We start from the raw sequence: 11,962 nt of genomic DNA on the forward strand, positions 1-11,962 counted from the left end.
TTTCGTCGAAAAATCTATCGCGGCACCTTGAGACCGCTGGGGACCTTATCCGGAATGCCAAGGCGCCCGGTCAACGCCACCGGATCGGTCAGCGTATCGAAAAAGGCCAGCAGGGCATCGACCTCCCCGTCACTCAGTTCGATCGGCTCCAACCGGTTCGCGTCGGCAATCGCCGCCATCTCGACCGGATCGTCCAGAACCGCCCGGTCGCTGGCGAAACCACCCCCCGGCAAGAGCGCCGACGCAAAATCATAAGCCTCTAGACTGGCCACCGGATCCAGATGGTGTTCGACCACCGCGCGCAGGCTGGCATAGGCGCCGCTATGCCCATAGGGCGCGGTTGCGGTCACGTTGCGCAGCGAGGGCGTGCGGAAGGCATAAGCGTCGGCCGGATCGCCCGTTACCCGCATCCGCCCGATATCGCGATTGTGGCGCTCGAAACGGGCCGCCTTGCCCGGACCGATCTGAGGCATGGCGATGGCGTGAAACCCGTGATCGGTCTGGAACTGGCCCGCGTGGCAGGACGCGCATTGCGCCTTGCCATAGAAGAGGTCCATCCCCGCTTTGGCCGCTTCGGGCAGGTCGCCCTGCCCACGCAGATAGCGGTCAAAGGGGCTGTCATCGGCGCGCCATTCGAACACCATGAAATCGGCGATCACATTGGCGATATCGGCAAATGTCACCGGGCGCGGCCCGATCACCGCGTCAAAGGCGCGGCGATAGTCCGGGATCGCCTCTATGCGCGCCGCCAGGATCGCCCAGGCCCCGCCGGGGCCGGTCAGCATCCCGCGCCGTACCGCCTGGGCCACGTCGTTTTCAGAGTAATGCCCGGCCATCTCGTCGCCCGACAGCACCGGGAACATCGCCTGCGCCGACAGGGCCGAGGCAAAGCCCATCTCCATATCCGCGCCCAGCGGTGTTCGGATACCCGAGGGGCGGGTCGGATCGCTTTCCAGGCGTCCGTCGTGAAAGAAATGCGTGAACTCTTCGGCGCCGAGGTTGAAGAGCGCTGGCGCGTTGCGCGGGATGCGCTGTTCCGGCGGGTTCTCCGGGTCGAGGCGCATGTCCGGGCCGATCCCCAGCGCGCCGTCGCCGAGGCCCAGCGACACCCCGTCCGAGGTGCCAAACCGCGGATGGTGGCAACTGGCGCAGGCGACAGTCCGGTTGCCGCTGAGGATTGGGTCATAGAACAGAAGCTGCCCCAGCCGTACCGCGTCCATCCCGGGTTCGGTAAACACCGCATCGGCGCGCGGCAGCGGATCGGCCAGCAGCGGACCGGCCGCGATGCTCAGCAGCGCGATCAGCCGCTTCATGCCGCGTCCTCCTGGTAAATGCGTACTGTCGTGCGCTGGCGATAGGGGTGCTCGGGGGTGACCAGAGGACAAGGAAAACCCGGCGTGTTCACCGCGTTGGGATAGCCCTGTGGTTCCAGGCAGAGGCCAGCAAAAGGTGCGTGGCGCTGGCCCGGCAGCGGGGTGTGCTCTGCGGTCAGGTACTGGCCGGTATAGAGTTGCAGGCAGGGCTGATCGGTCTCGATCTCCAGCGCCAGCCCGTTACCGGTCACCCGCGCCTGCCCCCGGTCGAGCACGAAATTCATGTCCAGCCCCTGCCCGTCCGGGTCCGCCTCGGAGATGCGCCGCCCGTTGCGGAAATCGAAAGGTTGCCCCGTCGTCGGAGCAATCTCTCCGGTCGGGATCTTGGCCGCATCGTTGACGGTATGGCGGCTGGCGGGCAGGGTCACGTGGAAATCGCGGCAGGTCTCGGCCCCCAGCGAATAATAGGAATGCTGTGCCAGGTTCAGCAAGGTCGGCCGGTCGCTGGTCGCCGCCATGTCATAGATGAGCGCGTCCCCCTCCAGACGGATGGTCACCGTCAGGTCGAGCCGCCCCGGGTATCCGCCCTCGCCATGTGTGGACACGTGTGTCAGGCGCACGGCGCGGGGGCCGTCCGCCTCCATGTCCCACAGGCGCGCATGCAGCCCCTGAGGCCCGCCGTGGATATGGTTCGGCGCCTCGTTGGCGGGCAGGTCGTACCGCACCCCGTCCAGCGTGAAGCCCGCGCCCGAGATGCGGTTGGCCACCCGGCCCGCGATGATCCCCAGGCTGCGCGGGTTCCGCGCATAGTCCGCAGGGTCGGCATATCCCAGCACCACCGGCACCCGGGTGCCACGCAGCGGCACCTGCCAGTCCTGGGTGATACAGCCCCGGTTCAGGATCGCGACCGAGACGTCGCCGTCCTCCAGCGCGTGCCGACGGATGCCGCCCCTGTCAGACAAAGCGGTTCACGTGGTTTTCCAGCATCTCCTGCCGGCCCGAACGCGGTTGCGGGGCGATCTCGCCCGCCAGCACGCGGGCAAAGAGGCTGTCCAGATCGCTTTCCAAGATGCCCTGCCCATGGTCGCTGTCCCACCTGGCATAGCGGTCGCGCAGCGCGGCCTCCAGCCCCCCGTCCTCGATCATCGCGGCGGCAGCTTTCAGCCCGCGGGCGCAGATATCCATGCCGCCCACATGGGCGGCGATCAGGTCGGTTGCATCGAGCGACTGGCGCCGCAGCTTGGCGTCGAAATTGGTGCCGCCGGTGGTGAACCCGCCCGCCCGCAGGATGTGGTAATAGCACAGCGCCACCTCGGGCACGTTGTTGGGGAACTGATCGGTGTCCCAGCCCGACTGGTAATCGTTGCGGTTCATGTCGATGGAGCCCAGCATGCCCTCGGCCGCAGCCACCGCAATCTCGTGTTCGAACGAATGCCCGGCCAGGATCGCATGACCCTGTTCTAGGTTCAGCTTCACCTCGCCCTCAAGCCCGTATTTGCGCAGGAAGCCGATGCAGGTGGCGGCGTCGAAATCATATTGATGTTTCGAGGGTTCCTGCGGTTTCGGCTCGACCAGGATCGCGCCGTTGAAGCCGATCTTGTGCTTGTAATCCACGACCATATTCAGGAACCGGCCCATATGGTCCAGCTCGCGCCCCATATCGGTGTTGAGCAGCGTTTCATACCCCTCGCGCCCGCCCCAGAGGACATAGTTCTGCCCGCCCATCCGGTGGGTGGCGTCCATGCAGGTTTTGACGGTCGCCGCGGCATAGGCGAACACGTCCGGGTCGGGGTTGGTCGAAGCACCCGCCATCCAGCGGCGGTGGCTGAACATGTTTGCGGTACCCCATAGAAGCCGGGTCTTGCGGCTTTCCATTTTCGCAAGGAAATAGTCGATGATTTCCTCGAAATTCCTCAAGCTTTCGGCAAATGTCGCTGCTTCGGGACGGATATCGGCATCGTGCCAGCAGAAATAGGGCACACCCAGGATATCGAACATCTCGAACGCCGCATCGGCCTTGACCCTGGCGCGCGCCATGTCGTCTTGCGGCTGCCAGGGCCGGATCAGGGTCTGCCCACCGAACGGGTCGTTCCCCTCCCAGGCGAAGGAATGCCAATAGGCCACGGCAAAGCGCAGGTGATCCTCCATCCGCTTGCCCATGACGATTTCGTCGGGGTCATAGTGGCGAAAGGCCAGCGGGTTAGTGCTGTCCGGTCCTTCGAAACGGACGGGGGCGATATCGGCGAAGAACTCTGTCATGGCAGGACTTTCAGCTTGGGGTAAGTGGCGGCGAAATCGGCATGGGCCTGTGCATAGGCGTCCAGTAGGTCGGCGCGCGGGTCGATGGTTTCGGCAATTGCCGGGCGGGTCATCACCTGTTCCGGGTCGGCCCCGGTGACGCCGCAGATGGCCAGGCGCGCGGCGCCAAGCGCTGCGCCGAAATCGCCCTGTTCGGGCAGGTCGAGCGGCAGGCCCAGCACGGTGGCCAAGAGTTCCACCCAGTAGCGCGAGCGGGTACCGCCACCGACCGCCAGAAGGCGCGGCAGTTCGGCGCCGGTGGCGCGCAGCGCGTCGAGACTGTCGCGCAGGGCGAAACTCACGCCTTCGACAACCGCGCGGGTCAGGTCGGTGCGGGTCTGGGCGATGTCGAGACCCAGGAAGGCGCCGCGTATGGCGGCATCGTTGTGCGGGGTCCGCTCGCCCGAGAGATAGGGAAGGAACCGCACGGGACCGGGCGCGCCAAGCGCGCCCAACTCGGCGGTCAAGGTCGCGGGCTCGGCGCCGGTGATCCGGGCCAGCCAGTTCAGGCTGTCGGTCGCGGCCAGGATCACGCCCATCTGGTACCAGCGCCCCGGCACCGCGTGGCAGAAGGTATGCACCGCGCTGGCAGGGTCCGGGTAAAACCCGTTTCGCGCCGCCAGCAGAACGCCAGAGGTGCCCAGCGAGACAAAGCCGTCGCCCTCGGCCAATGCGCCCACGCCGCAGGCGGCGGCGGCATTGTCGGCCCCGCCCGCCACCACCTGCACGCCACCGGGCAGGCCCAGATTTGCGGCGAGGTCACGGCGCACCGGCCCGACAATCCCGGTCCCCTCGCGCAGGTCCGGCATCTGGTCGCGGCGCATGCCGCCCGCCTCGAGCAACCGGTCGGACCAGGTGCGCGCGCCCACATCCAGCCAGGCGGTTCCGGCGGCGTCGGACATCTCGGTGCCGATTTCGCCTGTCAGCCAATAGGCCAGATAATCCTTGGGCAGCAGCACCTTGGCCACCCGGGCGAAAGACTGAGGCTCATGCCGAGCCAGCCAGGCCAGCTTAGGCGCGGTGAAGCCGGGAAAGACGATATTGCCGGACAGGTTCCGTACCGCCTCCGCCGCGTCCAGCGCGGCCGCCTCGACAAAGCTGCGGCTGTCATTCCACAGGATCGCGGGCCGGATAACCGCGCCCGTCTCATCCAGCAGCACCGCGCCATGCATCTGCCCCGACAGGCCCACCCCTTCGACCCGCTCCATCGCAAGCGGATGGCGCTGCGCCAGCGAAACCAGCGCCGAACGCGCCGCCCCGACCCAGTCGGCGGGCGCTTGCTCGCTATAACCCGGATACGGATGGCTTGCCTGCAAGCCGGCCTCGGCACTCTCCAGCACGCTGCCATCCGGTCGCACCAGTACCGCGCGCACCCCCGATGTGCCCAGATCGAGCCCTATGAACATGTTGCCTCCCCAGCTGTTGCCAGAGCTTTGCGCGAATTAATTTTGGTGTCAAATTAAAAAGAATGCCGCCTTGCCCCGGATTGGTCACAGTCGCGTCGCAAAACCGTACCCCGGCAACGATATCGAAGCGCAAAGAGAGATTTTGCCATACCCCTGCCCGCACCCATGCTAGGACAGGGCAATCCGCGCGGATCAGACCAAGGAGAGCAGACCCGGTGCGCATCACGTTTCTCAGCCCACGCTCGAATCTTTCGGGCGGCTTGCGCGTGATTGCGATCTATGCCCGCATGCTGCAAGCGCGCGGACATGAGGTGACCATCGTCACTCCGGCCCGGGCACAGCCAAGCCGCCGGCAGAAACTGCGCGCGCTGTTGCGCGGACAGACCCCCAACCCGCCAGAGCCACCCGGCCATCTCGACACGCTGGACCTGCCGGTGATCGAAACCGCGCGGGCCGATTTCCAAATCGACCCGGATGAGATCCCGGATGCGGACGCGATCGTGGCGACCTGGTGGGAGACCGCCTTTGCCGCCGCCGCGATGCCGCCCGAAAAGGGGCGCAAGTTCTATCTGATCCAGCATCACGAGGTGCATGATTTCCTGCCCTGGCAGATCTCGCGCGCCACCTATTACCTGCCGCTGACCCCCATCGTGATCTCGAACTGGCTGGACGGGATTCTGCGCCAAACTTATGGCCGCAGCGACGCGCGGCTGGTGCCCAATGGCATCGACCTGACCCAGTTCCACGCACCTGAACGGGGCAAGGCGACCCGTCCCACGGTCGGGTTTCTCTACAGCCCACATCCGATAAAGGGGTCGGAAACCGCGCTGGCCGCGATTGCCCTGCTGCGGCAACGCTTCCCCGACCTGCATGTGGTGGCCTTTGGCGCCGAACCGGTGGCGCCGGATATGCCGCTCCCCCCTGGTGCTGACTATCACTTGCGCCCCGCGCAGGACCGGATCCGCGACATCTATGCCGCCTGCGACGTGTTCCTCTGTGCCAGCACCGCCGAGGGGTTCTTTCTGCCGCTGCTCGAGGCGATGGCCTGCCGCACGCCGCTGGTCTCGACCCGCGTAGGCGCCGCCGAGGACCTGATCGAACCGGGGGTGACCGGTTTTCTAGCCGATGTGGGGGATGCCGCTGCCCTGGCCGAGGGCGCCGCACGCATCCTGTCGCTGCCCGATGGCGAATGGCGCGCAATGTCCGCGCGCAATCACCAGATTGCCCAGGGGCAAAGCTGGGACCATTCCTGCGACCTGCTGGAAGCGGTGCTGAGCGACGAGGGCCGATCATGAGCGTCGATCTTGTTCTCATCGGCCGTAACGAGGGAGAGCGGCTGATCCGCGCCCTGCACTCCGCCCGCGGTCAGGCCCGCCGCCTGATCTATGTGGATTCCGGCTCGACCGATGGCAGCGTCGCCGCCGCCCGCGCCGCGGGCGCGTTGGTGGTGGAACTGGACATGTCCATCCCCTTCAGCGCCGCCCGCGCCCGCAATGCGGGGTTCGAGGCCGCACAGGCAACGGACCCGGCCCCCTTTGTACAGTTCATCGACGGCGATTGCGCGCTGGTTCCGGGCTGGCTGGCCGCTGCCGAGGCGCGGCTGAGCCAGGACGACACGCTGGGCCTTGTCACCGGCTGGCGCTCGGAAATCGCGCCCGAGGCGAGCCTTTACAACCGCATCTGCGACCATGAATGGCGCCGCCCCGCCGGGCCGATCGTGGCCTGCGGCGGCGACATGATGGTCCGGGCAAAGGCCTTTGCGCAAGCAGGCGGGTTCGACCCCACGGTGATCGCCGCCGAGGATGACGATTTCTGCCTCAGGTTGGCGCGCGCCGGCTGGCAGCTGGAACGCCTGCCGCTGGAGATGACGCGGCATGACGCCGCCATGACCCACTTTGCACAATGGTGGCGACGTGCCGTTCGTGCAGGCCATGGCTTTGCACAAGTTGGCCTACGTCACCCCGGACATTTTCGTACCGAACAACGCCGGGTGCTGGCCTGGGGCCTTGTCCTGCCGGTGATTGCGTTGGTTGGCGCCGCCAAGGGCCCGGCGGTGCCGGTGCTGGTGGTGCTGCTCTATGCGCTGTCTTGGCTGCGCAGCGCCAAGGGCTTGCGCGCCGAGGGGATGCCCGCCGCCGAGGCCCGCAAACAGGCGCTGCTGCTGACCCTGTCGAAGTTCCCCAACCTGATCGGCATGGGCAAATACTGGCTGACGCACCTTGCGCGCCGCCGCCCCCGGATCATCGAGTATCAGTGAGAGTGTCATGACCACGTCCCCCCTCCGCATCGGACTGATCGGCGCCGGTTATATCGCCGCCTGGCACGCGGATGCCTTGCGCGCGGTGCCGGGTGTCGAACTGACTGCCGTCTGCGACCCCAATCTGGACCTGGCCGAGGGGTTGGCCGCCGCCCATGGCGCGCGTGCCTTTGGCGATCTGGAGGACCTGATCGGCGCTGGTCTGTGCGACGGGGTGCATATCCTGACGCCGCCCGACCTGCATCATCCGCTGGCGCTGCAATGCCTGCGCGCGGGCCTGCATGTTCTGGTCGAGAAACCGGTGGCGCTGAACGCCGCTCAGACGCAAGAGATCGAGGATGCCGCGCGCGCCGCGAACCGCCGCTTTCACGCGGGCCACAACTTCCTTGGCCTGCCGTCGTACACACGGCTGAAACGCGAGATCCGGCGCGGCGCGCTGGGCCGCGTCTCGGGCGCCGAGATCCGCTGGTGCTATCCGTTCGGCCCCCTGCGCGCGGGCCCGTTCGGCATCTGGCCGCTGCGCGACACGCGCAACCTGATGCTGGAATTCGGTCCGCATCTGATCAGCCTGGTAATCGACCTGTTCGGCCTGCCCGAGATCGAACATGTCGCGCTGTCCAAACCGGTGGCGCTGCCCGGCGCGGGCACCCGGCCGCAGGGCTGGCGTATCCTGGCACGGGCGGGCGAGGTCGAACTGGTGCTGATCCTGTCGCTGGTTGAAACCGCCGATGACCGCTCGGTGACGATCCGCGGGTCCTCGGCGCGGGCGCGGCTGGACCTGGCCGCCGACACGCTGATCATCGACGCCGAGAACACCGCCGATCTGGTGGCGAACCCGCTGCTGCGCCAGCTGTCGCTGGCCGGTCAGCACCTGACCCAGGGCAGCACAAACGCGGCCCGACACCTGACCTCGTTCAATCGCAAATCGCCTTACGCGCTCAGCTTTCGCGGCCTCGCCCAGGGCATCTGGGAGCCTGTGGCGCAGAATGCCCCCGCCGATCCGCGCTGGTCGGGCAGTTCCGCCGTGGCGGTGATGACAGCACTTGATGCGGTGCTGGCAAAGGTGGACTGGCCCACGCCGGTGCCCGCCAAACCCAGCCGCAAACCGGCGCCCAGCGCGATGGTGATCGGTGGCACCGGCTTCATCGGCCGGGCGCTGACCCGCGAACTGGTGGCGCGCGGCAACGATGTGCGGGTGATCTCGCGCGGGCGGCAGGGACCGTTTGCCGATCTGCCCGATCAGATCGAGACGGTCTCGCTATCGCTCCGCGACACAGACGGGCTGGCCCAAGCGATGGCGGGGATCGACACGGTCTACAACCTTGCCCGATCCACCGACAGCAATTGGGAGGATTGCCTGCAAAACGACGTCGCCGTGGCCGAGGGTATCGGCAAGGCGGCGCTGTCGGCAGGGGTGCGGCGGCTGGTCTATACCGGCACCATCGCCAGTTTCGACATGTCCGATCCAGCGGCGACGATCACAGATGCCACGCCGCTGCCCGAATTGATGGACGAGCGCAACCTCTACGCCCGTTCCAAGGCCGAATGCGAACGCCGCCTGATGGCACTGCACCGCAAGAGCGGCCTGCCGCTGGTGATCGCGCGGCCCGGTATCGTGCTGGGCGCGGGCGGGCCGCTGCAACATTGGGGGATCGGGCGCTGGCACGGCGCCGGGGCGGTGCGGCTGTGGGGCAACGGGCGCAACCCGCTACCCTTTGTGCTGATCGGCGATTGCGTCGACGGGCTGACCCGCTGCGCCGAGGCGAAAGGGATCGAAGGCCGCGCCTTCAACCTGGTCGGCCCGCCGATCCTGAGCGCGCGCGACTATTTCGACGCCATCCATGACCGGCTGGGCGCCCGTATCCGGGTGAGCGGCGGCAACCTGTCGCTGATGTATGCCGCCGACTGGGTCAAGTTCCAGCTCAAGACCCGGGTTCTGGGGCGCAGCGGGCTGACCCGCCCCTCGCGCGCCGACTGGCTATCGCGCGCGCATCAAAGCCGGTTCGACATCTCGGGCGCACAAGCCGCGCTGGGCTGGCAACCGGTCAGCGACGCCGACACATTTCTGACAGGTGCTGTGGACCAGGCCGGGCTGCTGGGGTTCTGAGCCTAGCGCCCGCGCAACCGCAGCGCCCGCACCATGTGACCGGGCAGGATCGCCGCGCAACGCGCGTAGCGCGGCGCAAGGCGCAGCGGATCGGTCAACATCCGCCACAGCCATTCCAACGCCAGTTTCCGCATCCACAGCGGCGCCCGGCGCTGGTGACCGCCCAGGAAATCAAGCCCCGCCCCCACCGAGGCAAAGCCAACGCCCGGAGCCAAGGCCCGTCCGCGCAGCGCCAGCCGTTCCTGCCGGGGGGCGCCCAGCGCCAAGAAACACAGGCCGATACGCCGCGTGGCCAGTTCCTTCAGGATCGCCTCTGCCGCCGCACCCTCAGGATCGAACCCGTATTCGGGGGCATGGGTCCAGGTGATTTCCAGCCCCGGCGTCTCGGCCTCGAGCACGCGCTTGGCATCCCCCAGCGCCACCTCAGAACTGCCCACAAGCGCCACTGGCACCCGCTCGGCCGCAGCCAGCGCGCAAAGCGGGCGCACCAGGTCCGATCCCGGCATCAGCTCGACCGGGCGCTGCGCCAGCCGCGCCAGCGCCACGATGGGCCGGCCATCGGCCACCACCAGATCCTGCCCGGCATAGGCACGGGCAAAGACAGGGTCGCTGCCAAGCTTGACCAGATGATCGAGGTTGATCGTCGCCAGCGCAAACCCCTCGCCCGCGCGAAACCGGCGCCCCACCTCGCCCATCAGGGCGTCGCGGGTCGGCATGTTGACCGTCACCTTGTCCTCGCCAAAACTGAATTCCATCGACCTGCCTCCGACTGCCCCCGCCTTGATTAGCCGCCGACGCGTCCTCAGGCCAGCCCCTGCTGCGAAAGCGATCCGATCCTGCCACCGGATCGCCGCATTCGCGCGCTACCCCCGGGACAAGCGGGCCGAGCCCTGATAGGCTTGCCCATCCACATGCGACCCACAAGGCAGGAGCAGATGCCCAATCCCGTCGCCTATCTGATGCTGATGCTGTGGCCGATTGCCTGCGCGTTCCTGTTCACGCGCCTGCCGCTGCAACGCGCCATCATCTGGGGCATCCTGGGGGGCTATCTTATTCTGCCCCCGGTGGCCGAGTTCGACCTGCCCCTAGTGCCGTCGATGAACAAGGATTCCATCGCCTCGGTCGCCACCTTCCTCGCCTGTCTTTTTGTCGCGCGCAAACGGATACCGCTTCTGCCCGACAGTTGGCCGGTAAGGGTATTGCTTTTCAGCTTTGTCCTGTGTGCGGTGCCTACAGTGCTGACCAATCGCGAACCGCTGATCTTTGAGATGGCGCTGCAGGCCGAGCCGATACGGTTCTTTACCAACTACGTGCCAGGCATGGGGCTACGCGACATCTTGTCGATTATTCTAAGCCAGTTGATCATCTTGTTGCCGTTCTTCCTAGGACGCGCGCATCTGGCGGACGAGGCCGGGTTACGCAATCTCGTGCTGGCCATGGCGGCAGCAGGACTGGCCTATTCGCTACCGTCGATCTTCGAGATTATCTTCGCCCCGGTGCTGAACATCTACGTCTACGGCTTCTTCCAGCACGACTTTAACCAGATGATCCGCGAAGGTGGTTTCCGTCCAATCGTGTTCCTGCCCCACGGGCTTTGGTTGGCCTTCTTCATGACGACCGCCGTGCTATCTGCCACGGCACTGATACGGCACAGTCACGGCAAGAACCGCGAGCGCTGGACCGCCGCGCTGGTCTATTTGCTGCTGGTTCTCAACGCCTGCAAGAGCCTCGCGGCGCTGGGCTATGGTCTGGCGTTGTCGCCGGTCCTGCTGTTCCTACGTCACAACACGGTGCTGCGCATCGCGCTAGGAATTGCCGCGCTGGCGATCGCCTATCCGGCGCTGCGCAATATCGGAGCGATACCGCTGGATGCCATTCTTGAACGCGCAGCCGCGATCAGCACCGAGCGCGCACAATCTCTGGAGTTCCGCTTCACCAACGAGGAGCAGTTGTTGGAGCGGGCGCATCTGAAACCTTGGTTCGGATGGGGAGGTTGGAATCGCAATCTGGTCCTGGATGGCCAGACCGGGCAGATAGTCAGCATTCCTGACGGCGCATGGATCATCGCCTTCGGGACCTTTGGCTGGGTCGGGTATATTGCAAAGATGGGCCTTCTTGCCGCACCAATCATCATGATGGCCAGGCAATCTCGCAAGGCAAACTCTGCCGAGATCTCGGATTTCGCCGCACCGCTGGTCTTGATTCTGGCCGCCACGATGACCGACATGCTGCTGAATGACACTCTGACACCCTTCACTTGGCTCTGCGCTGGGGCGGTGCTGGGGTACGTAGAACAATTGCGGCGCCCGCTAAAGCGACCTTTGCCTAGCCCGAGAGAGAATGCGACGGTCTTTGGCGGGCATATGCCTGCTGATGAAGCTCGGCCCGTGTTGTGACAGACCCGATCGGTGGTTCCGCCTCAATTGATCAACAATCGTCCTCATTCAGGCCACAAAAACCAGAAAGAAACGGGTTTGTTCGCAAAGCTGCAGCAAACACATTCGAAACCCGTTAAAGTTTGTGTCACAAATACAGATGGTTAAGCATAACTCAGGTAAGAAAAGTAAAATTCGAGGCTTTC

9 protein-coding genes are annotated in these 11,962 nt (G+C 66.0%); 4 read left to right on the top strand and 5 right to left on the bottom strand.

Annotation, left to right across the window (positions count from 1 at the left end):
• Positions 1–14: 14 nt before the first annotated feature.
• Genes MB818_RS09785 through xylB form a run of 4 tightly spaced genes read right to left on the bottom strand, consistent with a single transcriptional unit; the run spans position 15 to position 5,017 of the window.
• Positions 15–1,313 carry a cytochrome c peroxidase gene (locus MB818_RS09785; protein ID WP_234237507.1) on the bottom strand — a complete coding sequence of 433 codons (1,299 nt, stop codon included), beginning with the start codon at positions 1,311–1,313 and terminating at the stop codon, positions 15–17.
• Entirely contained in the window at positions 1,310–2,275 is a 966-nt protein-coding gene (locus MB818_RS09790; protein ID WP_238904934.1) for an aldose epimerase family protein, read from the bottom strand. The genes MB818_RS09785 and MB818_RS09790 overlap by 4 nt, the downstream gene beginning before the upstream one ends.
• Positions 2,268–3,572: a xylose isomerase gene (gene xylA / locus MB818_RS09795; RefSeq protein ID WP_234177559.1), complete on the bottom strand. Its 1,305-nt coding sequence runs from the start codon at positions 3,570–3,572 to the stop codon at positions 2,268–2,270. The genes MB818_RS09790 and xylA overlap by 8 nt, the downstream gene beginning before the upstream one ends.
• Complete coding sequence (xylB, locus tag MB818_RS09800; protein WP_238904935.1) at positions 3,569–5,017, bottom strand: xylulokinase; 1,449 nt, start codon at positions 5,015–5,017, stop codon at positions 3,569–3,571. Before xylB ends, xylA begins: the two co-directional genes overlap by 4 nt.
• Positions 5,018–5,232: 215 nt before the next feature.
• Here xylB and MB818_RS09805 point away from each other — a divergent pair, with 215 nt between their 5' ends.
• The 3 genes from MB818_RS09805 to MB818_RS09815 are packed head-to-tail and all read left to right on the top strand — an operon-like array spanning position 5,233 to position 9,381.
• A complete protein-coding gene (locus MB818_RS09805; protein ID WP_234177561.1) occupies positions 5,233–6,312 on the top strand; it encodes a glycosyltransferase family 4 protein in 1,080 nt (359 codons plus the stop codon).
• On the top strand, positions 6,309–7,274 hold the full coding sequence (locus tag MB818_RS09810; protein WP_234139286.1) for a glycosyltransferase family 2 protein: 966 nt from the start codon (positions 6,309–6,311) through the stop codon (positions 7,272–7,274). The genes MB818_RS09805 and MB818_RS09810 overlap by 4 nt, the downstream gene beginning before the upstream one ends.
• 7 nt (positions 7,275–7,281) lie before the next feature.
• Entirely contained in the window at positions 7,282–9,381 is a 2,100-nt protein-coding gene (locus tag MB818_RS09815) for an NAD-dependent epimerase/dehydratase family protein (RefSeq protein WP_238904936.1), read from the top strand.
• 2 nt (positions 9,382–9,383) lie between these two features.
• Here the strand turns inward: MB818_RS09815 and MB818_RS09820 are convergent, their stop codons facing one another.
• Positions 9,384–10,136: a WecB/TagA/CpsF family glycosyltransferase gene (locus MB818_RS09820; RefSeq protein WP_238904937.1), complete on the bottom strand. Its 753-nt coding sequence runs from the start codon at positions 10,134–10,136 to the stop codon at positions 9,384–9,386.
• A 180-nt stretch (positions 10,137–10,316) separates the two neighbouring features.
• On the opposite strand from MB818_RS09820, the gene MB818_RS09825 reads away from it, so the two are divergent.
• Entirely contained in the window at positions 10,317–11,777 is a 1,461-nt protein-coding gene (locus tag MB818_RS09825; RefSeq protein ID WP_238904938.1) for a hypothetical protein, read from the top strand.
• The last annotated feature ends 185 nt before the right edge of the window (positions 11,778–11,962 follow it).

This window comes from Ruegeria alba, from assembly GCF_022321465.1.
Taxonomy (GTDB): domain Bacteria; phylum Pseudomonadota; class Alphaproteobacteria; order Rhodobacterales; family Rhodobacteraceae; genus Ruegeria_B; species Ruegeria_B alba.